We start from the raw sequence: 20,731 nt of genomic DNA, 5'->3' as shown, positions 1-20,731 counted from the left end.
GGCCGCAGGAACCGCCGATCCGCGCCCCATGTGGGCCTTCGGGCCGGCCTTGCCAAGGAAGCGGCCTGCGAGGTGACATGTGCCATGGGGCGGTGGTAAGAGCGCCGGGATATTCCCCGCGAAGGTGACAGCGATGGGCCAGACTGCCGGGCGGCGTGATGCCGTCGTCGAGAGACAGACCAACGAGACCGCGATCCGCGTGCGCGTCGATCTCGACGGCAGCGGCCGTTCGACCATCGACACCGGCGTCGGCTTCTTCGACCACATGCTCGAACAGCTGTCGCGGCATTCGCTGATCGACATGGACATCTCGGCCAAGGGCGATCACCACATCGACGACCACCACACGGTCGAGGATACCGGCATCGCGCTTGGCCAGGCGATCCGCCAGGCGCTGGGCGAGCGCCGCGGCATCCGCCGCTACGCCTCGCTTGACCTCGCCATGGACGAGTGCCTGACCCGCGCCGCGATCGACGTGTCGGGCCGGCCGTTCCTGGTCTTCAAGGCCGAGTTCTCGCGCCACAAGATCGGCAGCTTCGACACCGAGCTGGTGCAGGAATTCTTCCAGGCGCTGGCGCACAATGCCGGCGTGACGCTGCACCTGACCAATCTCTACGGCAGCAACGCCCACCACGTTGCCGAGACCTGCTTCAAGGCGGTGGCGCGGGTGCTGGGCGACGCCGTGGCGATCGATCCGCGCCAGGCCGACCTCGTGCCCTCCACCAAGGGCACGCTGGCGTGACCGGGCGGCCGGCGGGACGGCCATGGGCCTGAAGCGCTTCATCGCCTTCGAGCCCGGCGAGACCGCCACGGGGGCGCGCTCCGACGGCGTGGTCTTCGTGCGCGACGGCTTCTCCTTCTGGGCGTTCCTGTTCACCGTCCTGTGGCTGTGGCGCTACCGGCTCTGGCTGGAAGGTCTCGCGACGCTGCTCGTGCTCGTCGCCATCAGCCTGTGGGGCGAGGCCAGCGGCCATTCCTTCGCGGCCTCGCTTCTCCAGCTTCTCGTCGGCCTTCTCGTCGCGCTGGAGGGCCCGAGCCTGCGCGCCTGGCGTTATCGCCGCAAGGGATGGCGCGAGAGCGCCGCCTTCCTGGCCAGCGACCGGGCCGAGGCGGAGCTCACCTATTTTTCCACGGCCGGTCGGCCCGCCGATCCCGCGAGCGCCACCGCGCCGTGGCCGGCGCCGGGACCGATGTCGCGCCGCCGCGGAACCTCGACCCGCAGCGCCGGGTTCTTCGGTGCCATGGAGCAACGATAGACACATGCAGACCGTCGCCATCGTCGATTACGGTTCGGGCAATCTGCGCTCGGCCACCAAGGCCTTCGAGCGCGCCGCCCGCGAGAGCAATGCCAATGCCGAGATCGTCCTCACCGACGATCCCCGTGTGGTGCTGGCCGCCGACCGCATCGTCCTGCCGGGCGTCGGCGCCTATGCCGATTGCCGCGCCGGGCTCGATGCCGTCCCCGGCATGACCGAGGCGCTGCGCGAAGCCGTCGAGACCAGGGCCCGGCCCTTTCTCGGCATCTGCGTCGGCATGCAGCTGATGTCGTCCTATGGCCGCGAGAAGGCGGTCACCGAGGGCCTCGGCTGGATCCCGGGCGACGTCGTGCGGATCGAGCCGTCGGACCCGACGCTGAAGGTGCCGCAGATCGGCTGGAACACCATTCACGTGAATCACGACCACGCGCTTCTGGCCGGCATCCCCACCGAGGAAGGCGGGCTGCACGCCTATTTCGTGCATTCCTACCACCTGGTGGCGACGAACCCGGACGACGTCGTCGCCACGGCCGATTACGGCGGGCCGGTCACGGCGATCGTTGCCAATGGCAACAAGGCCGGCACCCAGTTCCATCCGGAAAAGAGCCAGACGTTGGGGCTCGGCCTGATCGCCAACTTCCTGTCGTGGAACCCCTGATCCGGCCGCACGCGGCCGCCTGAAAGCCCTGGACGCCATGCCCATTCTCTTCCCCGCCATCGACCTCAAGGACGGCGCCTGCGTGCGCCTGAAGCTCGGCCTGATGGACCAGGCGACGGTCTACAATGCCGACCCCGCGGCCCAGGCCCGCGAGTTCCGCGACGCCGGCTTCGACCATCTGCATGTGGTGGATCTGAACGGCGCCTTTGCCGGCCGGGCGGTCAACGACGCCGCGGTAGACGCCATTCTCGCGGCGGTCGGCTCGCAGATGAAGGTGCAGCTCGGCGGTGGCATCCGCTCGATGGAGGACATCGAGCGCTGGCTGGAAAAGGGTCTGGCCCGGGTCATTCTCGGCACGGTCGCCGTGCGCGACCCCGACCTCGTCCGCGCGGCGGCCCGGCGGTTCCCCGGCCAGATTGCGGTCGGCATCGACGCCAAGGGCGGCAGGGTCGCCGTCGAGGGCTGGGCCGAGACCTCCGAGCTGACCGTGGTCGATCTCGCCCGCCAGTTCGAGGATGCCGGTGTTGCGGCGGTGATCTACACCGATGTCGACCGCGACGGCATCCTGACGGGGATCAACTGGGACGCCACCATCGATCTGGCCGAACAGGTCTCGATCCCGGTGATCGCCTCGGGGGGCCTCGCCTCGCTGGCCGATGTCGTGCGGCTGACCATGCCCGACGCCGAACGCCTCGAAGGCGCGATCTCCGGCCGGGCGCTCTATGACGGCCGCATCGACCCGAAGGAAGCGCTGGACGTCCTGTCCGGCAAGGGCTGAGCCAGGAGGCTGCCGTGAGGCGGCAACCACCTTGGCGGTCTTCATCGCCGTGCAGGTCCGGGTTATGATGCGCGCATGAACATCCATGCCGGTGCCATCAGGACGGCCGATGATTTCCTGCGCTGGAACGAAGGGCGCGAGGGAAAGCGTGAATTCGTGCGGGGAAGGATCGTCGAGATGATGGTCAATGTCTCCCGCAATCACGCGAAGCTCGCGGCGAGGCTGACGGCAATCCTCATCGGCGCACTGGACGAGACCGCCTACGATATCGGCACGGCGGATTTCGCCATCCGCACGCCGGGCGGCATCCGCTATCCCGATGTCTTCGTCGACCGGGCCGGCGGCAGCGGCCAGGATCTCGCCGCGCGCGAACCCGTCTTCCTGGCGGAGATTCTTTCGCCATCGTCGCTGGCGGTCGATTTCGGCGAGAAGGCGGAGGAATACACGGCCATCCCCTCGCTCGCCCATTATCTCGTCCTGTCCCAGGACGAGGCGCGGGTCTGGCTCTGGCGTCGCGGTGACGACGGCGCCTTCCAGCGGCCGGAAATGACGGTCGGCAGCGCGGCGGAGGTTGCCCTTAGCGGGCTTGGAATCACGCTGGCTCTTGCCCACCTCTATCGCGGCATCGCATAAGGCGGAAAATTCGCCGTTTCCGCCCATCCGGACATTGCCCGTGCCCTCCCGACCGATCCCCTGCCCCGCCGACGAGAAGGCCACCCGTCCATGAGCCTCAAGGCCCGCATCATTCCCTGCCTCGACGTCAAGGACGGCCGGGTGGTCAAGGGCGTCAATTTCGAGGGCCTGGTCGACGCCGGCGATCCGGTGGAGGCGGCGCGCGCCTATGACAGCGCCGGGGCGGACGAGCTCTGCTTCCTCGACATCACCGCCTCCTCGGACGACCGCGACACGATCTTCGACGTCGTCGCGCGCACTGCCGAGCAGTGTTTCATGCCGGTGACCGTCGGCGGCGGCGTGCGCACCGTGGCGGATGTCCGCAAGCTGCTCCTGGCGGGTGCCGACAAGGTGTCGATCAACACCGCGGCGGTGAAGCGGCCGGAATTCGTCGCGGAAGCCGCCGACAAGTTCGGCGACCAGTGCATCGTCGTCGCCATCGACGCGCGCCGCGTGGCCGAGGACGGCGCCGCGCCGCGCTGGGAGATCTTCACTCATGGCGGCCGCACCGCGACCGGCATCGACGCCGTCGACTTCGCCCGCCAGGTCGTGGGGCTCGGCGCCGGCGAGATCCTGCTGACCTCCATGGACAAGGACGGCACCAAGTCGGGCTTCGACATTGAACTGACCCGGGCGGTCGCCGATGCCGTCCACGTGCCGGTGATCGCGTCGGGCGGCGTCGGCACGCTGGATCATCTCGTTGCCGGCGTGCGCGACGGCCATGCGACGGCGGTTCTGGCCGCCTCGATTTTTCACTTCGGCACTTATACGATCGCGGAAGCCAAGGCCCATATGGCCGCCGCCGGCATCCCGATGCGGCTCGACCCGCCGGACTGACCGAAGCCTCGGCGGATCCGCGCAGCGAGCGCCGGCCTACGAAAGGGCATCATGACCGATTTCACCCTTGCCGACCTGGAGACCATCGTCGCCGCCCGCGCGACCTCCGACGACGCCGGCTCCTACACCGCCTCGCTCGCCGCCAAGGGCATTGGCCATGTCGCCAAGAAGCTCGGCGAGGAAGCGACGGAGACGGTGATCGCTGCCGTCTCCCAGGATGATGCGCGGGTGACCAGCGAGGCCGCCGACCTTCTCTACCACCTCCTCGTGACGCTGCATCTGCGCCACGTGCCGGTATCGGCGGTGATGGCCGAGCTCGGCAGGCGCACGGCCCAGACCGGCCTGCAGGAAAAGGCGGGGCGGCCCGACAGTTCGGCCGGATGATGGACCAGCTCGCCCCGTCGCGTTTCTCGCCCTACCGCATCTTTCCGGCGGCCGAATGGGCGAAGTTTCGCGCCGACGCGCCGCTGACGCTGACCGCCGATGAAGTTCGCCGGCTCCGCTCGATCGGCGACCCCGTCGATCTCGACGAAGTCGCGCGGATCTATCTCGCCGTCTCGCGCCTGCTCTACGCCCATGTCGAGGCCTCGCAGCTCCTGTTCGGGCAGCGCCAGAGCTTTCTTGCCGAGGATTCGGGGCAGAAGACGCCGTTCATCATCGGCATCGCGGGCTCGGTCGCGGTCGGCAAGTCGACCACGGCGCGTGTCCTGAAGGAACTGCTCGCCCGCTGGCCGTCCTCGCCCAAGGTCGACCTGATCACCACCGACGGGTTTCTTTACCCGAACGCGGTGCTGCAGGCCGAGGGTCTGATGCAGCGCAAGGGGTTTCCCGAGAGCTACGACATCGGCGCGATCCTGCGCTTCCTGTCGGAGATCAAGGCCGGCGTGCCGCGGGTCGAGGCGCCGGTCTATTCGCATTTCTACTACGACGTGGTGCCGGGTCAGAAGGTCACCATCGACCGGCCGGACATCCTGATCTTCGAGGGCCTCAATGTCCTGCAGGTGCGCGACATGCCGGCCGACGGCACGGCTGTGCCCTTCGTGTCGGACTTCTTCGACCATTCGATCTACATCGATGCCGACGAGGCCGACATCAAGCGCTGGTACATCGAGCGCTTCATGCGGCTGCGCGAAACGGCGTTCCGCGAGACCGGCTCGTTCTTCCACCGCTACTCGCAGATCTCGCCCGAGGAAGCGCTGACCATCGCCCAGGGCCTGTGGTCGAACATCAACGAGATCAATCTCCACGCCAATATCCTGCCGACGCGGCCGCGCGCCGACCTGATCCTGCGCAAGGGACCGGATCACCTCATCGAGCAGGTCGCGCTGCGCAAGCTCTGAGCCGGGCGCAGGCTCGCGGCATTCGATTGGCCTGACCGCCGGCCGCGTAGCGCGTCGGACAGGCGCGAAGGCCGGAACCTTGCGCATATCTTCCGTTACGTTATCCTGCATCTTTCGCGTGCCGCCGGGCCGGCCCGTTCGCCGGTCCTCAGCAGGACGCCGATCGAGGTGGGGCCGATGAAGTTCCGGCCGATAAAGTTCCGACGGCTGCAGGATCGCATTCTCGTCCGCCCCGTAGCGCCACCCGAGCAATCGTCCGGCGGCGTCCTGCCGGATAGTGCAGCGAACAAGCCGACCGAGGGCGAGATCGTCGCCGTGGGCCCAGGACGGCGGCGCAGGGGGCGGATCGCTTCGATGAACATGGCGGTGGGGGACCATGTGCTCTTCGCGCCAACGGCCGGCAGGCAGCGCAGGGTTTCGGGCCAGGATCTTCTGGTCGTCCGCATGTCGGAGCTTCTCGGCGTGATGAACCGTTCCGCCCTTCCCGGCGAGCCGACCACGGGTCCGGCCCCGCCGACGCGTAAAGCCGAGCCGGAGCAGGGACCGGAGGATCGCGCGCGCGGCGTTGCGGCCAAGGTGCGGCGACGGGTCCGCCCGCCCGGGCACGATCAGATGGAGCGGATGGGGCTGCCCGGTGAGCCGACGATCGGGCCGGGCCGGCCGCGGCCCGGCTCCGACGAGCCCGACGATACCTTCTAGTCCGCCGGGAGCCGCAGCATGGTCGCCAATCTCGCCAAGCTGGCCGATCGATCGTTCATTGTCGGCTTCCTGTTTCCGGCGCTGGTCTTCTACAGTTGCGCGCTGCTGCTGATCGTCGAACCGGTCAATCCGGCGCTCTACACGACACTGACCGAGTCCGTGACGCTGGGCGACGTTCTCTACAATGCCCTGCTCGTCTGGACGCTGGCGATCTTCCTGATGCTCGGCAACGATCCTCTCTACAAGCTGCTCGAGGGCTACTGGCCTCCCGTGTCCTGGATCAAGCCACTGAAGGCGCGTGAAGAACGGAAGCTCGACGCCATCGACAGCGAGATCGCGGCCCTGCGGGCCCGGTGGATCGCCGAGGGCGATGCCTTTCCCGCAAGTGATATCGCGCGCTACACCGAACTCATCAGGCAGCGGGTGGACCGGTACCCGGAGAAACCCGAATCCGTCCTGCCGACCCGCTTCGGCAACGCCATCCGGGCCTTCGAGACCTATTCGAGCGCCGTCTACCGGGTCGATTCGATCCCGCTCTGGATTCACCTCTCGACGGTCTTCTCGGATGATTTTCGCGAGGCGGTCGAGGATGTCCGCACGGCGGTGAACTGCGCGATGAATTTCGTCTTCCTGGCAGGCCTTCTGGCCATCGGCCTGATCGTCGTCTTCGCCATGAGCTTCGACTATGCGCTGCGGATTTCGCAGGTCCGCCCGTTTCTGGACTCCGGCGAGTACGGGCTGCTTCTGGCGGCGGTTGTGAGCCTCGGCGTCGCCTGGGGAAGCTATGAACTCGCCATCGATCGGGCCGTGGGATGGGGCCGTGTGGTGCGGGCCGGCTTCGACTGCTATCTGCCGGCGCTGGCAAAGCAGCTCGGCTACAAGCTGCCGGACGACCCGGCGGTCCAGGGGGAGTTCTGGGAAGCCGTCAGCCGCCGGGCGATCTACAACCAGACATTCCCGCCAGAGCTGCTTGCCAAGTTGCAGCCGCCCGAAGCCGGGAAGACCGAGCCGGCGGAATGATCAGGTGCCCGCAGGGGCCGTCACGCGGCGCAGGGTCAGGTTGATCCGGCCGCCCTTCTTCAGGAGCGTCGAGGTCGCGGGGTAGATCCGGTCGACGCCGTGATAGGCCAGACGCCCCTCGCCGCCGAGAACGACCACGTCGCCCGAATGCAGCCGGATCGAGGTCGTGCGGCCGCCGCGGGTGGTCTCGCCGACACGGAACAGGCAGTCATCGCCGAGCGAGACGGAGACGACCGGTGCCGACAGATCGGTCTCGTCCTTGTCCTGGTGCAGGCCCATCTTGGCGGTGTCCTCGTAGAAATTCACGAGGCAGGCCTGCGGCGGATGATCGAAGGCGGCGAGGTCCTGCCAGATCTCCAGAAGCTTCGGGGGGATCGCCGGCCAGGGCGTGCCGGTCACCGGATGCGTGGGCTGGTAGCGATAGCCGGACCGGTCGGTCACCCAGCCCAGATCGCCGCAATTGGTCATGCGCACCGACAGGGGCTTTCCGGTCCGCGGCATTTCCGGCCGGTACAGCGGCGCGGCCGCCACCACCTCGCGCACCGCATCGACCAGCGCGACCTGTTCGTCACGGGAGAGATGGCCCGGAATGTGCCGGACGCCTTTGGGCAGGACGTTCATGGGCGGTCATCTAGAGCAGCGTCGAGGATTCCCAGCGCCCATACCGTGCTTCAGCACCGATACCATCTCGTGATATCAATCTGACATGAACAGGAAGCACCGCGAGACCTTGGCCGCAGTCTTCGCCGAGCCCATATCTGGCAGCATCGCCTGGCGCGATATCGAGGCAATGCTGAAAGCGATGGGCGCAGAGGTCACCGAAGGCCAAGGCTCGCGGATACGGATCAGCCTCGGCGGCACGCGCGCGGTGTTTCATCGTCCGCATCCACGCAAGGAAACCGACAAGGGCGCGCTGCGCTCACTCAGACGCTTTCTGCTGCAGGCGGGAGTCCAGACGTGAACACGATGCATTACAAGGGCTACGAGGGGATCGTCGCCTATGACGAGGACGCCGAGATCTTTCACGGCGAGGTCGTCAATCTTCAGGACGTCATCACTTTCCAGGGCGGTTCGGTATCGGAACTGAAGAAGGCGCTGGCGGAATCGGTCGAAGACTATCTAGCGTTCTGCCGCGAGCGCGGGGAGGAGCCGGAGAAGCCGTATTCGGGGCAGTTCCTTGTGCGCGCCGAACCGCGTTTGCATCGGGAACTGGTCGCGGCGGCCCGACGCGCCGGCGTCAGCCTCAACAATCTCGTGACAACCACGCTCGAACGGACCCTGGACGAGCGCAGCTGACGCGCTGCAGGCCGTTCAGGAGAGATAGCCAAGCTGGGCGGCGAGGGCGACGGCGTGGGTGCGGTTGGACGCGTCGAGCTTGCGCTGGGCGGCCGTCAGATATTGCGAGATGGTGTATTCGGACAGGCTCAGGATGATGCCGATCTCGGATGACGTCTTGCCGAGCATGGCGAGCTTCAGGCAGTCGCGCTCGCGCACCGACAGGGGATTGTTGCGCCGGTTCTCCTCGAAACGCGCCGCCGCCAGCATGCCGAACAGGGCGAAGGCGAAGAGATGCAGCTCGCGGATCGCCTCTGCCGGGAGGGCGCAGCTGCGTCCGGCGAAGGACAGGGCGCCGTTGAAGGCGGTGAGCCCGTGCACCGGGAAGAAGGCGCCGGCGAGGTACTCCGCCTCCATGAGCATGCGGGCGGCCGGCGACGGGTCGGGTTCGTCGGCGCCGTAGAGCGTGTCGATGTCCCAGACGAAGGGCATGGGATCGGTCTTCAGGGCGCCGACGACCAGCTTGGAGCGGTGCAGGCCAAGCTGTTCATAGGCCTGGCCGAAGCTCTCCGACCAGTTGGACAGGAGGAGCCGCGTCGCCGTCCCGCCATCGTCAGTCGAGGGGACCGACAGGACCGCGGCATGGGAGAAGCCGAAATCCGTCGCCACGTCGCCGAGAAGCCGGGTCAGCGCGATCTCGTCCCAGGGCGGGGCGAGCCGGTTGAGACGGTCGAGCGCGCCGCTCATGGGGGCGCCCGGCACGGCCGCGCCGATATCCGCCTGGCCGCTTGCGCCGGGCAGTCTGTCGCTCAGGGCCGGGGCGCCCGCGGGGGCGCTCGTCGAACCGTTCGAAGATGGCATGATGGCACAGCCTCTCGCGATCTCTGAGGTCCGCCTCGCGCGCCTCGCCGCGAATCGGACAAGGCTCATACTGGCCCCTCCGGGCCGAGGATTGAAGTCTTGACATGACGATCGGATGGTTTGCGTTTCCGGCTGCCGCGGGCGACCCGTCGCCAAGGGTGGCAGGATGGCGCCGCCACCCCCATCTAGCGGCGAGTTGCCATGGTGGCCGGCCCGGCCGACCCCCATCGATGCCAGCGTGTGTCGGCGCGGCCCGCCGGCCTGGAAAGAGATATCCATGACAGATTTTTCCCCCCGCGAGATCGTCTCCGAGCTCGACCGCCACATCATCGGCCAGAAGGACGCCAAGCGCGCCGTCGCCGTCGCGCTGCGCAACCGCTGGCGGCGCCAGCAGCTGGAGGGGAGCCTGCGCGAAGAGGTGATGCCCAAGAACATCCTGATGATCGGACCCACCGGCGTCGGCAAGACCGAGATCTCGCGCCGCCTGGCGCGGCTCGCCGGCGCACCCTTCATCAAGGTCGAGGCGACCAAGTTCACCGAAGTCGGTTATGTCGGCCGCGACGTCGAGCAGATCATCCGCGACCTCGTCGAGATCGGCATCGGGCTGGTGCGCGAGAAGAAGCGCGAAGAGGTGAAGGCCAAGGCCCATCAGGGCGCCGAGGAGCGGGTGCTGGACGCCCTGGTCGGCAAGACCGCCTCGCCGGCGACGCGCGATTCCTTCCGCAAGAAGCTGCGCGCCGGCGAGCTCGACGACAAGGAGATCGACGTCGAGGTCTCCGACACGTCCAACCCGATGGGTGGCATGGACATTCCCGGGATGCCGGGCGCCAATATCGGCGTCCTCAACCTGTCGGAGATGTTCGGCAAGATGGGCCAGCGCACCAAGCAGCGCCGGACGTCGGTGCGCGAGAGCTACGACCTGCTGATCGGCGAGGAATCCGACAAGCTGCTGGATCAGGAACAGCTGGTGCGCGAGGCGATCTCGTCGGTCGAGAACAACGGCATCGTCTTCCTCGACGAGATCGACAAGGTCGCCAACAAGGAAGGCCAGAGCGGCGCCGGCGTCTCCCGCGAGGGCGTGCAGCGCGACCTGCTGCCGCTGGTCGAGGGCACCACGGTGGCGACCAAGCACGGCTCGGTGAAGACCGACCACATCCTGTTCATCGCCTCGGGCGCCTTCCACGTGTCGAAGCCCTCGGACCTCCTGCCGGAGCTGCAGGGCCGGCTGCCGATCCGCGTCGAGCTGCGAGCGCTGACCAAGGAAGATTTCCGCCGCATCCTGACCGAGACAGAGGCCTCGCTGATCAAGCAGTATATCGCGCTGATGAAGACCGAGAATGTCGATCTGGTGATCACCGACGATGCCATCGACGCGCTGGCGGACACGGCGGTGACGCTGAACGGCTCGATCGAGAATATCGGCGCGCGGCGACTGCAGACGGTGATGGAGCGCGTCCTCGACGACATCTCCTTCGAGGCGCCGGATAAGTCCGGCGAGAGCTACACGGTCGATGCCGCCTATGTGCACAAGGCGCTGGACGGCATTGCCGGCGACACCGACCTGTCGCGCTTCATCCTGTAAGGCGCCGTCCTCAGGCGGCGGCCCGGTCCGGCAGTCGGGGACAGAACGCCTGGCTGCGCATCGTGCCGTCGCGGCGGATGGTCAGGACGGTGTCCGCGGCGACCATCGTCCAGCGTTCCGCGTCGTCGCAGGGCTCGGAGGCAATGACGACGCCCTCGCCTTCCCTGCGCCAGTAGAGCGAGGGCGGCGGGCCGTCGCTGGCCCAGCGATACGCCCAGAGGGTTTCGCCATCGGTGTGGATCGCGGCGAAGCGGATTGGTGCCGCCTCGCCGGTGCGCCCGGCCGTCGCCTCGATCTCGGCGAGCGTCGCGGCAATGGCGCCGACCGGATCGGTGGCGAGACCGCGCCCGAGGGCTGACAGGAAGATCGCCTCGGAATCGCTGGTGCCCCGACGCCGCGGATAGAGCGCATCCGGGATCAAGGCGTCGATCTGGCGGCGCAGACGGGCATAGCCGCCCACCTGGCCATTGTGCAGGAACAGGTGCCTACCATCCGCGAAGGGATGGCAATTGGCCGTCGAGACCTCGCCATAGGTCGCCGAGCGCACATGGGCGACGAAGAGCGGCGCGCGGATCTGCCGGCACAGCGAGACGAGATTGGCGTCCGACCAGGCCGGCAGGATGGCGCGATAAACGCCGGGCTCCGGCCGCTCGCCATACCAGCCGATGCCGCAGCCATCGCCGTTGACGACGGTCTTCGCCTCCCGGGCAGCCAGCGACTGCGAGATCAGCGAGGCACGCGGCTCGATCAGCAGGCGATCGAGAAAGACCGGCGGACCGGCATAGGCGAGAAGGCGGCACATCGGACGGCGACACCACAGGACACAGGCGCCGCAGCAGCGCCCTTGCCCGCAGTCTCCGGCCGGCATGGTAAACAAAGGCTTAAGCCCGAGGTCCGCCCTGTTTCACGTGAGTCTTGCGCTCGTTTCCGCGTTCAGCGGCGGCGGCGACGGGCCCGCAAGGCTTCCTCGGCCCGGGTGGCGGCCTCTTCCAGCTCGGCACGCAGGCGCTTCAGATCCGCTTCGGGCAGGATGGCGATGGTTTCGGCCAGACGGTTGGCAAGCGCCGTCGCATCGGGGCCGAGGCCGGCGGTCTCGACGGTCACCTTGGGATGCGAGAGTTCGGCCAGACGCTCCAGCTCCTCCGCATCGTCCCAGATGACGTTGAGATAGCCGATGATCCGCTGCAGGAGATCCCAGGTCGGCCGGCCGCGACGACCATGCTCCAGCGCCGAGAGATAGGCGCTGGAGACCCCAAGCGCCGCCGCCATCTGGCTCTGGGTGACGCCGCGCTCCTTGCGGAATGCCCGGACCTTTTCGCCGAACGGGGTCATCCGAACCGCCTGACGCGCACATAGAGCGCCCCGTCGCCGCCATGATGGCGCTCGGCGCTGTCGAAGCCGGAAACGAGCGGGCGGAACTCCGGGCTGCCGAACCACATGGGCACGACCCGGCGCAGGACGCCGCGGGAGCCGAAATGCCCGCCCGATCCGCCCCGCCCGGTGATCACCAGCACATGGCGCAGGCCCATGGCCTGAGACTGGCGCAGGAAGCCGACCAGCGCGTCATGGGCGACGCCCTGGGTCATCTCGTGCAGGTCGATCCGCGCCTCGATAGGCAGCCGCCCCTTGGAGATCTTGCGGCGGGTCGGACGCTCGATCGGGTGCTGCGTCAGTCGCGGCTGGGGCGCGGGCTGCTGGATCGGCGCCGGCAGGGCGGGCGCCGCCGCCTTCGACCCCTTGCGACTGACCGGCGCCGGTGCAGTCGGGGGTTCCGGCGCGTCCTCGGGCGGCATCTGCGGATGCGACTTGCCCTTCAGCGGCACCGCCGAGCGGGCGACGCTCGCCCACAGGCGCGCATCCTCGACGCTGAGCGTGCGATGACGGCGCTTCATCGGGCGAGGCGTGCCGCCAGCGCCGGCGGCACGAGAATGGTGAAGTCGGCAGCATGGCGGATTCGCCCAGCGATCCGGCCGGCCGCGTCGCCCGAGCCGACGAAGATGTCGGCGCGGGCCGGGCCGAGAATGGCCGAGCCGGTGTCCTGCGCCACCAGCAGGCGGCGGAACGGCGCGCCCTCCATGGCAAGATCCGGCGCCGCAATGAAATAGGGCACGCCGAAGGTCGCCAGTTCGCGGTCGACGGCGATGGAGGCCAGCGGCGTCAGCGGCACCTTGGCGGCGCCGACGGGACCGAGCTCGGGGTCATCGACCGGCGTCTCGCGGAAGAAGATGAAGGAGCGATTGCGGTCGAAGAGGCTGCGCACGCGCTCCGGATGCGCCGCCAGCCACGCCCGGATGCCGTCCATGTCGGCTTCGGCGAGGGTCAGTTCGCCCTCGTCCACCAGGATGCGGCCGATCGCGGTGAAGCGGTGGCCGGTCTTTGCGGCGTAGCCGACGCGGACCTGCCGACCATCCTCATAGGCGAGCCGCGCCGAGCCCTGGATATGGATGAAGAACGCGTCGACCGGATCGGCCAGCCAGGCAATCTCGAGGCCCATCCCATCCAGCGAACCTGCCTCGATGGCGGCGCGGTCGGCATATTCCTCCAGAAGGCCGCAGGGCTTGCGGCGGGCGAAGCGGAAATAGGGATCGAGGCCGGGCGGCCGCGAGACGTCGTCGATCTTCACCAGATCCGGCGGCGGCGCATACAGGGGAAAGCGATAGCGTTCGGTGCGCACCGGCGAGCCGGCAACGACGGGCTCGTAATAGCCGGTGACGAAGCCGGACAGCGCCGTGTCGGCCTCGTCGGGACGGATCTGCAACGGCTCGAAATGGCGTTCGAAGAAGGCGCGGGCCTCGATCTGGCCCAGCGCACCGGCCGGCTTCAGCGCGGCGCGGGCGGCCTCGGCAAAGGCCTCGGCGTCGATCCCGAGCGAACCGGTGGGGAAACTGCCCTGTTCGAGCCGGGCGGCGCTGGCGCGAAAGGCCGACAGCGCCGCTGCATGATCAGCGCCGTCCCAGCCTTGAAGATCGGACCATTGCCGGCGAACGAATGCCGTCATCGTCGCCGCTCCGGCTCACGCGTCTTCGGACTCGGTCCCGGCCAGCTTCCAGTTCGGATCGCGCGAGCGCGTGTCGCGGGCGAAGGTCCACACGTCCTTGACCTCGACCACCGTCTCCGGATCGCCGTCGACCACGGTGTCGTCGGGCTTGACGACGGCCGAGATGATCTGCGCGACGATGCGCACGGTGACCATCGCCTCACGGTCCTTCTGCTCGGCGGAGACGATGGTGGCGTCGTCGATGCCGACGAAGGAGAACTGCATGCGCTCGTCGCGCTGCTCACGTTCGCTGATCGCCTGCTCGAAGCCCTGGTAGACATCCGGCGACAACAGGTTCTTCAGGAGCTTGCGGTCGCCATCGGCAAAGCCGGTCACGATCATTTCATAGGCGACCTTGGCGCCGTCCAGGAATTCCTTCGGATCGAAGGAAGGATCGGCGTCGCGGATCCGGCGCAGCTCGGCATTGACCGGCGTGCCCGGCTTGGCGACCTTGTCGATCGCCTCGTAGGGCGTGGCCGCCGGGGCCGCCTCGCCTTCGATCTCGGTGCCGCCGCGGCGGTTGGGCAGGGTCACGACATTGTCGTTGCGCGCCGCGTCGTCGCGCGGCGCATCCCGGCGCGAATAGGGGTCGAAGGGCGGACGCTCGCTGCCCGTACGCTTGCCCAGAACGCTTCGCAGCTGAAACAGGACGATCGCCGCAACAATGATAAAGAAGATCGTCCCAAAACTCATTGCGCGTCGTCACCCCTAATGGCCGGTCAAGTCATTCGTCGTCATATAGAGACGAGGGGCGGCGCATTCAAATTTGTTTCCGCAGTTCCTATGTCCCGAGGCGGCGGCCAAACCGCACATGTCCGGCCAGGGGCCCGCAAAGACGGGTTTTGGCCATCGAACGGCCGCGCAAGGAGAAGACGGACCATGCCCTTCGCCCTGATACCCTTTCTGCTGCTCGCCATCCCGATCCTGGAGATCGCGGTGTTCATCCTGGTGGGCAATGCCATCGGCCTGTGGCCGACGCTGGGTCTCGTCATCCTGACCGCCGTGATCGGCTCGATCCTCTTGAAACAGCAGGGCATCTCGACGCTGGCCCGCATCCAGGCGGAAATCGGTGCCGGCCGGGTGCCGGGACGCGATCTCGTCAGCGGCGTGATGATCGCGATGGCCGGCGTCCTCCTGTTGACCCCGGGCCTCGTCACCGACGCGCTCGGCTTCCTCCTGTTCGTGCCGGGCGTCCGCTCGCGCATCTTCGACTTCTTGAAGTCCCGCGTCGTCGTCGTCGGCCAGAACAGCTTCGGGTCCGGCATGGGCGGGCAGCCGCGCCGCGACCCGCCTTACGCGGCGGGTCCCGACGTCGTCGATCTGTCAGGCGAGGAATTTCGCCGCGGGCCCGATCCGGCGTCGCCCTGGCACGAGCCGGAGGATGGCGACGGCGAGACCAATGGCCGCCGCCTGCATTGAGCGGGGGCGCCGATGCCGGGCCGCTCGCGCCCGGCCGCGGATCGTCTTGTTCTGATGCCCCCCGCGTGATAGCGCTCGCCCCCGTGTTTTTCCTGCCGGACGGACCGTCGGCCCCTCCGGCTCTTCACCCGGCACGAGCGCGCGAACAGGCGCCGGCCCTGCCGGGTCATCAGCGATACGGGAGCAGACCATGTCCGAGACCAACGATCTGAATGCGACGAATGGCGGAAACGGCGCCGGCGGCGACGAGAACGCCAACCCGCCCCGCATCAACATCCTGACGCAGTATATTCGCGACCTCTCCTTCGAGAGCCCGAGTGCGCCGGGCGTCCTGCGCGGCCAGACCAAGGCGCCGAACATCAATATCGGCGTCAATGTCGGTGCCAACCCGATCCAGGGTTCGGACGGCGACTACGACGTGCGCCTGACGCTGAACGCCAAGGCCGGCGAAGGCGAAGAGATGATGTTCGCCGTCGAGCTGGAATATGGCGGCGTCTTCAAGCTGCAGAACTTCCCGCAGGAGCATCTCCTGCCGGTGCTGTTCATCGAGTGCCCGCGCCTGCTGTTCCCCTTCGCGCGCCAGGTGATGGCCGACATCACCCGCAATGGCGGCTTCCCGCCGCTGATGATCGACCCGATCGACTTCGCCCAGCTGTTCCAGCAGCGCATGGCCGAAGAGCGCGCCCGCCAGCAGGTTCAGCCCAGCTAAGCTGCGGTTTCAGAACGCAAGAATACGCCGGCAGCCCATCGGGTTTGCCGGCGTTTTTCATGGCAGGGCTTTCGAAGGAATGCGGCCGGGCTCAGCCCGGGGACGCCTCGGCCTCCGGCCGCTCCAGATAGTTCCACCAGATCGCCTCGTCGCCGAGGGTGGACACGAAGGCACGGTGCCGGGCGATCTCGTCCTGCGACAGGCGCGGCGGCAGCGGCACCGGCCGCGGCGCGATCCGCCAGACATTGCCGTCCGCGTCCTCGTGGGCATCTTCCTCGACCGCCAGGCCCAGTGCCGCCTGCCGGCCGCCGATCAGCTCGATATAGACTTCCGCCAGAAGCTCGGAATCGAGCAGGGCGCCGTGCTTGTCGCGGCGCGACGTGTCGACCGAAAAACGGGAGCAGAGCGCGTCGAGCGTCGCCGGCGCCATCGGGAACTTGCGCCGCGCCATGGGCAGGGTGTCGATCACGACGCTCGGATCGATCGGCGGCTGGTCGATGCGCTTCAGTTCGGCATTGAGAAAGCGCACGTCGAAGGCGGCGTTGTGCGCGATCAGCTTGGCGCCGGAAAAGAACTCCAGGAACTCGTCGGCGATCTCGGAGAACAGAGGCTTGTCGGCCAGGAAGTCGTCGGAAATGCCGTGCACGTCGAAGGCGGCCGGGTCGACCTTGCGGCCGGCCGGACGGATGAAGGCGTGGTAGTTCTTGCCGGTCGGAATGTGGTTCCACAATTCCACCCCGCCGATCTCGATGACCCGCTCGACATCCGGATCGAGGCCGGTGGTTTCGGTATCGAAGACGATTTCGCGCATGAAGGCTCCCGCTGACCGCCCCTTTTCGGTGACCGGAAGAGCAGAGACAAGAGCTTGCCGGCATCCGCTCGAAGTATCCCCGAGCTTCGCTCCATGTTCACTTTTCGTTCTTACTATGCGAAGTCTAAGCCAAACGTGCCGAGGCGATCCTCGGCATCGGTCTACGCGTCGACCGGCCCTCGCAAGACCCGCGCAAGTCGCAGCGTCTTAGCGTCAGTTGCGAAAAGCAATCAGGGGAGAACGGGCATTGGATGTGGCAGTCAGTCTGCACGCGGTCATTTTCGGGGTCGTCGCCTCGCTCGCGCTCCTGTGCGGTCTGATCTGTCTGGGCCTGCGCGGCCAGTCGGCGCTGGTGTGGCTCGCCGCTGGCCTGACCTGCGGCGCCGCTGAAACCGTCGTCCTCGGGATCGACGGCGGCTCGATTGCCGCCATGGCGGCGGTGACAATGCTGATCCCGGCCGCCTATTCCTGTGTCACCCAATCGGTTCGGCGGGCGCTCGGACTTCGCCTGTCGCCCGGCCCCTGTGGATGGCGACCGCCGGCCTGACGGCGATGTCGCTCTTGCTCCTCGCCGGAAATGCCGCCCCGATCCTTCAGACGCTGCCCTTCCAGTTCGCGGCGCTGCTGGTGCTGGTCGACGCGATCCTCTGCCTCTGGGGCCTCAAGGGTCGCGGCGGCGTCGAGACCGGCCTTCTCGTCGCGCTTGCGGGGATGGCTGTCCTCTTGATCGTGCGGATGCCGCTGTTCCCATTGCTCTTCGAGGGAACGACGCCGGTCGCGAACATCGCCCAGAGCGATCTGGAGCGGGCACTGATGCTGGTCTCGGGACTGCTGGCCCCCGCCGCGGTGCTGCTCATCATCGCCCGCATCGTCGGCAATGTGATCCGGCGCTATCGCATCCGCAGCGAGCGAGACGACCTCACCGATCTCCTCAACCGGGCCGCCTTCGAGCGTGTGGCCACCCAAGCCGCCCCTGCTGGCGCCGCGATCATCGTCTGCGACATCGATCACTTCAAGACGGTCAACGACCGCTACGGCCATCCGGTCGGCGATCGCGTAATCCAGGGCTTTGCCGAGATCCTCTCACGGTCGGAAGGAACGGCTGGCCGGCTGGGCGGCGAGGAATTCGCGCTGCTGCTGCCCGACGCGACCCTGGACGCCGCGGCAGGCGCGGCCGAGGCGATCCGGCGGGCCTTCCACGCCTGCCGGGATCCCGCGCTCGACGACGGGCACTCGCTGAGCGCAAGCTTCGGGGTGGCGATGCTGCAGGGCGCCGAACCGGCGCAGGATGCCATCGCGCGGGCGGACGACGCGCTCTACCGGGCCAAGCGCGAGGGGCGCAACCGTGTGGCTATCCAAGCCGCAACCGCGAAGCCGGCGCGTCTCGTCGCGGCCGCCTGACGGAGCGGCGACCGCGAACGGCGTCAGCCGGCGGCGTGGCGCATTATGATGGCCGTCACGGCGAGGCGCGCGGCCTCCATGCCGTTGCCCGTGTCGATGACATAGTCGGCGCGTTCGCGCTTGTCGGCGTCGGGCATCTGGCGAGCCATCAGCGCCGCGAACTTGGCCTCGCTCATCTCCGGGCGGGCGAGCACGCGCTCACGCTGGATCTCCGGGCTGGCGGTCACAACGAGCGTCTTGTCGCATCGCTTGTCGGCGCCGGTTTCGAACAGCAGCGGAATGTCGAGAACCGCCAGCGCCGCACCGGACTGGCGGGCGCCGTCGAGGAAGGCGCGCTCCTCTTCGCCGACCAGCGGATGGACGATCGCCTCCAGGCGGCGCATCGCGTCCGGATCGTCGACGACGCTTGCCGACAGCGCCTTGCGATCGACCACCCCGTCGACGACGGTGCCGGGAAAGGCGGCCTCGATCAGCGGCGCGGCGCGTCCGGCATAGAGGCGGTGGACGGCGGCGTCGGCGTCGTGAACAGGCACGCCCTGTTCCGCGAACATCGCCGCGGTGGTGGACTTGCCCATGCCGATGGAGCCGGTGAGGCCGAGCACGATCATCAGCAGCACCACAGGCGCGCGATACCGTGCGTCAGCCGATGTGTATGAATTGCAGAATTTCTGCTCATACGCCGTTTTCAATGTCGGTGACGATCCTGGCGCGCAGGTTCTCGGAGACTTCGGGCCGCTGGCCGAACCAGCGTTCGAAACCGGGCACCGCCTGATGCAGCAGCATGCCGAGACCGTCGCAATGGCGCAACCCCCGCTCCGCCGCGGCGGCGAGAATCGGAGTCATCAGAGGCACATAGACGATATCGGTCACAAGGGCACCGTCGCGGAGGGCCGAGAGATCCGGCAGTCGCGGCTCGAACCAGTCGGGCGTCTCGTCGTCGGGATCGGGCGCCGGGATCGGCACCGTATTGACCAGAAGGTCGGCGGCGGCGAGCTGCATCGTGCGTTCGGATTCAGCATGGGCGGAGACGCGCGGGCCGAAGCGTGCGGCGAGTTCCTCGGCCCGTTCGATGGTGCGGTTGACGACCCGCACCTGTTTCACGCCACGCTTCAGAAGCGCGAAGATCACGGCGCGGGAGGCGCCGCCCGCCCCCAGCACGGTGGCGACCTCCGCATCGGCCCAGCTCGGCAGCCTTTCGTCGAGATTGGCCGCGAAGCCATAGGCATCGGTGTTGCCGCCGACCATGCGGCCGGACTTCTCGAACCAGATCGTGTTGACCGCGCCGATCGCCTCGGCCGCCGCGTCGCGGCGCGACACGGCTTCGAGCGCCGCCAGCTTGTGGGGAATGGTGACGTTGCCGCCGACATAGCCCTGGCGGCGCAGCGTCTTGAGGAATTCGCCGATCTCCTCGGGCGGCACCCCGACCCGCTCGTAGGAACCGGGCAAGCCGAATTCCTTCAGCCAGCTGCGATGGATGGCTGGAGAGCGGGAATGCCAGACCGGCCAGCCGGTGACGAAGGCACGCGGGCCATCGGACCTGGCGGGCGTCACGTTCGGATCGAAGATCGAGCCTTCGCCGCGCGGGCGCTCGGCACCGCTGACATAGGGTTTCGGCGTCCAGTCCGCATCAGCCATCGATTTCGCCGCGCTCCCGCAATTCCTTCAGCAAGGGCAGCAGCGGCAGGCCGATGATGGTGAAATAGTCACCCTCGATCCGCTCCATCAACTGGATGCCTTCCTTCTCGATCTGGTAGGCGCCGACGCTGGTGGTCGCCTTGCGGCCGGCCTGGGCGAGATAACGTCCGACGAAACCGGGATCGAGCGCGCGCAGGGTGATCGTCGCCGTGGCGACGTGCCGCCAGGTGACCTTGCCGCCCTCCACCAGCACCACGGCGCTGTTGAGCTGGTGCGTGCGGCCGGACAGCTTCAGAAGCGTGCGCCGCGCCTCTTCCATATTGGCAGGCTTGTGCAGGACCTCGTCGCCCAGCGACAGCGTCTGGTCCGCCCCGATGACGATCTCGTTCGGATGGCGCTCGGACACGTCCGTCGCCTTGGCCTCGGCGAGGATCGCGGCGACATCCTCCGGCCCGACACCGGATTCCAGGAGCGGCGCCTCAATGGCGCGCTCGTCGAGATCGCTGGATTCAGCGGTGAAATCGATGCCGGCGTTCTTCAGTAGCTCGCGGCGGTGGACGCTGCTCGAGGCGAGCACGATGCCCTTGGACATGTGAATCCCATTGTACCGGTTTCGTCACGTACGGCCCGACTGATAGCCGCTGACAGGCAGAATTGCCATGGAGGGCGCCGGACTCGATTCTCCCCGTCGGCACAAGGGCGAAGCCGATTCCCTCCCGGGATTCTTCGCAGCCTGTGGGT

General features: G+C 67.8%; 28 protein-coding genes. 17 read left to right on the top strand and 11 right to left on the bottom strand.

Going from position 1 to position 20,731, the window contains the following annotated elements:
- Positions 1-133: 133 nt before the first annotated feature.
- From hisB to ACEQX1_RS10670, 10 genes are all read left to right on the top strand, one after another.
- Positions 134-742 (top strand): imidazoleglycerol-phosphate dehydratase HisB, encoded by a 609-nt coding sequence (gene hisB, locus ACEQX1_RS10715; RefSeq protein WP_188075430.1) that lies wholly within the window; start codon positions 134-136, stop codon positions 740-742.
- A gap of 22 nt (positions 743-764) precedes the next feature.
- On the top strand, positions 765-1,256 hold the full coding sequence (locus ACEQX1_RS10710; RefSeq protein ID WP_188075431.1) for a DUF2628 domain-containing protein: 492 nt from the start codon (positions 765-767) through the stop codon (positions 1,254-1,256).
- Between the two features lie 4 nt (positions 1,257-1,260).
- Positions 1,261-1,914: an imidazole glycerol phosphate synthase subunit HisH gene (gene hisH / locus ACEQX1_RS10705; protein WP_370193009.1), complete on the top strand. Its 654-nt coding sequence runs from the start codon at positions 1,261-1,263 to the stop codon at positions 1,912-1,914.
- A 37-nt stretch (positions 1,915-1,951) separates the two neighbouring features.
- Positions 1,952-2,692: a 1-(5-phosphoribosyl)-5-[(5-phosphoribosylamino)methylideneamino]imidazole-4-carboxamide isomerase gene (gene hisA / locus ACEQX1_RS10700; RefSeq protein WP_370193007.1), complete on the top strand. Its 741-nt coding sequence runs from the start codon at positions 1,952-1,954 to the stop codon at positions 2,690-2,692.
- 75 nt (positions 2,693-2,767) lie between these two features.
- Positions 2,768-3,325, top strand: a complete 558-nt coding sequence (locus ACEQX1_RS10695; protein WP_370193005.1) for a Uma2 family endonuclease — start codon at positions 2,768-2,770, stop codon at positions 3,323-3,325.
- Between the two features lie 90 nt (positions 3,326-3,415).
- Positions 3,416-4,201 (top strand): imidazole glycerol phosphate synthase subunit HisF, encoded by a 786-nt coding sequence (gene hisF / locus ACEQX1_RS10690; RefSeq protein ID WP_188075436.1) that lies wholly within the window; start codon positions 3,416-3,418, stop codon positions 4,199-4,201.
- A gap of 51 nt (positions 4,202-4,252) precedes the next feature.
- A complete protein-coding gene (locus ACEQX1_RS10685; protein WP_024352238.1) occupies positions 4,253-4,585 on the top strand; it encodes a phosphoribosyl-ATP diphosphatase in 333 nt (110 codons plus the stop codon).
- The gene (gene coaA, locus ACEQX1_RS10680; protein ID WP_040326058.1) at positions 4,585-5,541 is read left to right on the top strand and encodes a type I pantothenate kinase; all 957 of its coding nucleotides are present in this window, start codon (positions 4,585-4,587) and stop codon (positions 5,539-5,541) included. Before ACEQX1_RS10685 ends, coaA begins: the two co-directional genes overlap by 1 nt.
- Before the next feature lie 177 nt (positions 5,542-5,718).
- Positions 5,719-6,240, top strand: coding sequence for a co-chaperone GroES (locus ACEQX1_RS10675; protein ID WP_370195321.1), 522 nt, complete (start codon positions 5,719-5,721; stop codon positions 6,238-6,240).
- 18 nt (positions 6,241-6,258) lie between these two features.
- Positions 6,259-7,260 (top strand): hypothetical protein, encoded by a 1,002-nt coding sequence (locus ACEQX1_RS10670; RefSeq protein WP_024352235.1) that lies wholly within the window; start codon positions 6,259-6,261, stop codon positions 7,258-7,260.
- On the opposite strand, the gene ACEQX1_RS10665 is transcribed toward ACEQX1_RS10670, so the two are convergent.
- Positions 7,261-7,881: an alpha-ketoglutarate-dependent dioxygenase AlkB gene (locus tag ACEQX1_RS10665; protein WP_370195320.1), complete on the bottom strand. Its 621-nt coding sequence runs from the start codon at positions 7,879-7,881 to the stop codon at positions 7,261-7,263.
- 85 nt (positions 7,882-7,966) lie between these two features.
- Here ACEQX1_RS10665 and ACEQX1_RS10660 point away from each other — a divergent pair, with 85 nt between their 5' ends.
- Both ACEQX1_RS10660 and ACEQX1_RS10655 read left to right on the top strand, forming a co-directional pair.
- Positions 7,967-8,221: a type II toxin-antitoxin system HicA family toxin gene (locus tag ACEQX1_RS10660; RefSeq protein ID WP_370195319.1), complete on the top strand. Its 255-nt coding sequence runs from the start codon at positions 7,967-7,969 to the stop codon at positions 8,219-8,221.
- 5 nt (positions 8,222-8,226) lie between these two features.
- Complete coding sequence (locus ACEQX1_RS10655) at positions 8,227-8,556, top strand: type II toxin-antitoxin system HicB family antitoxin (protein WP_230787201.1); 330 nt, start codon at positions 8,227-8,229, stop codon at positions 8,554-8,556.
- A gap of 15 nt (positions 8,557-8,571) precedes the next feature.
- Here ACEQX1_RS10655 and ACEQX1_RS10650 read toward each other — a convergent pair whose 3' ends face one another.
- Positions 8,572-9,396, bottom strand: a complete 825-nt coding sequence (locus ACEQX1_RS10650; RefSeq protein WP_372521426.1) for an autoinducer binding domain-containing protein — start codon at positions 9,394-9,396, stop codon at positions 8,572-8,574.
- Positions 9,397-9,673: 277 nt separating this feature from the next.
- Here ACEQX1_RS10650 and hslU point away from each other — a divergent pair, with 277 nt between their 5' ends.
- A complete protein-coding gene (hslU, locus tag ACEQX1_RS10645; protein ID WP_370195317.1) occupies positions 9,674-10,978 on the top strand; it encodes an ATP-dependent protease ATPase subunit HslU in 1,305 nt (434 codons plus the stop codon).
- 10 nt (positions 10,979-10,988) lie between these two features.
- On the opposite strand, the gene ACEQX1_RS10640 is transcribed toward hslU, so the two are convergent.
- From ACEQX1_RS10640 to ACEQX1_RS10620, 5 genes are all read right to left on the bottom strand, one after another.
- Complete coding sequence (locus ACEQX1_RS10640) at positions 10,989-11,780, bottom strand: class II glutamine amidotransferase (protein ID WP_370195316.1); 792 nt, start codon at positions 11,778-11,780, stop codon at positions 10,989-10,991.
- A gap of 131 nt (positions 11,781-11,911) precedes the next feature.
- The gene (locus ACEQX1_RS10635; RefSeq protein ID WP_024352229.1) at positions 11,912-12,310 is read right to left on the bottom strand and encodes a helix-turn-helix domain-containing protein; all 399 of its coding nucleotides are present in this window, start codon (positions 12,308-12,310) and stop codon (positions 11,912-11,914) included.
- Positions 12,307-12,870, bottom strand: a complete 564-nt coding sequence (locus tag ACEQX1_RS10630; protein WP_370196819.1) for a Smr/MutS family protein — start codon at positions 12,868-12,870, stop codon at positions 12,307-12,309. Before ACEQX1_RS10630 ends, ACEQX1_RS10635 begins: the two co-directional genes overlap by 4 nt.
- Positions 12,867-13,976 carry a murein transglycosylase A gene (locus tag ACEQX1_RS10625; protein ID WP_370196818.1) on the bottom strand — a complete coding sequence of 370 codons (1,110 nt, stop codon included), beginning with the start codon at positions 13,974-13,976 and terminating at the stop codon, positions 12,867-12,869. Before ACEQX1_RS10625 ends, ACEQX1_RS10630 begins: the two co-directional genes overlap by 4 nt.
- Positions 13,977-13,991: 15 nt before the next feature.
- Positions 13,992-14,708 (bottom strand): Tim44/TimA family putative adaptor protein, encoded by a 717-nt coding sequence (locus tag ACEQX1_RS10620; RefSeq protein WP_228241344.1) that lies wholly within the window; start codon positions 14,706-14,708, stop codon positions 13,992-13,994.
- 186 nt (positions 14,709-14,894) lie between these two features.
- Between ACEQX1_RS10620 and ACEQX1_RS10615 the strand changes: the two genes are divergently transcribed.
- The gene (locus ACEQX1_RS10615; protein WP_370195313.1) at positions 14,895-15,434 is read left to right on the top strand and encodes an FxsA family protein; all 540 of its coding nucleotides are present in this window, start codon (positions 14,895-14,897) and stop codon (positions 15,432-15,434) included.
- Between the two features lie 190 nt (positions 15,435-15,624).
- Complete coding sequence (gene secB / locus ACEQX1_RS10610; protein WP_370195312.1) at positions 15,625-16,143, top strand: protein-export chaperone SecB; 519 nt, start codon at positions 15,625-15,627, stop codon at positions 16,141-16,143.
- A gap of 91 nt (positions 16,144-16,234) precedes the next feature.
- On the opposite strand, the gene dnaQ is transcribed toward secB, so the two are convergent.
- On the bottom strand, positions 16,235-16,954 hold the full coding sequence (gene dnaQ, locus ACEQX1_RS10605) for a DNA polymerase III subunit epsilon (protein ID WP_370195311.1): 720 nt from the start codon (positions 16,952-16,954) through the stop codon (positions 16,235-16,237).
- A 247-nt stretch (positions 16,955-17,201) separates the two neighbouring features.
- Here dnaQ and ACEQX1_RS10600 point away from each other — a divergent pair, with 247 nt between their 5' ends.
- Together ACEQX1_RS10600 and ACEQX1_RS10595 are read left to right on the top strand one after the other, a co-directional pair.
- Positions 17,202-17,501: a hypothetical protein gene (locus tag ACEQX1_RS10600; protein ID WP_370195310.1), complete on the top strand. Its 300-nt coding sequence runs from the start codon at positions 17,202-17,204 to the stop codon at positions 17,499-17,501.
- Positions 17,483-18,355 (top strand): GGDEF domain-containing protein, encoded by an 873-nt coding sequence (locus ACEQX1_RS10595; protein WP_370195309.1) that lies wholly within the window; start codon positions 17,483-17,485, stop codon positions 18,353-18,355. The genes ACEQX1_RS10600 and ACEQX1_RS10595 overlap by 19 nt, the downstream gene beginning before the upstream one ends.
- Positions 18,356-18,378: 23 nt before the next feature.
- Here ACEQX1_RS10595 and coaE read toward each other — a convergent pair whose 3' ends face one another.
- The 3 genes from coaE to ACEQX1_RS10580 all read right to left on the bottom strand — a co-directional run bounded on the left by coaE (position 18,379) and on the right by ACEQX1_RS10580 (position 20,582).
- Positions 18,379-18,963 (bottom strand): dephospho-CoA kinase, encoded by a 585-nt coding sequence (coaE, locus tag ACEQX1_RS10590; protein ID WP_370195325.1) that lies wholly within the window; start codon positions 18,961-18,963, stop codon positions 18,379-18,381.
- Positions 18,964-19,027: 64 nt separating this feature from the next.
- Complete coding sequence (locus ACEQX1_RS10585) at positions 19,028-19,906, bottom strand: shikimate dehydrogenase (protein WP_370195324.1); 879 nt, start codon at positions 19,904-19,906, stop codon at positions 19,028-19,030.
- Positions 19,907-19,982: 76 nt separating this feature from the next.
- Positions 19,983-20,582, bottom strand: a complete 600-nt coding sequence (locus ACEQX1_RS10580; RefSeq protein ID WP_009211377.1) for a Maf-like protein — start codon at positions 20,580-20,582, stop codon at positions 19,983-19,985.
- Between the last annotated feature and the right edge of the window lie 149 nt (positions 20,583-20,731).

The sequence above is a fragment of the Aurantimonas sp. genome (assembly GCF_964217435.1).
In the GTDB taxonomy this organism is placed as follows: Bacteria; Pseudomonadota; Alphaproteobacteria; order Rhizobiales; family Rhizobiaceae; genus Aurantimonas; species Aurantimonas coralicida.
This window is presented reverse-complemented; position numbering and strand designations above follow the sequence as displayed.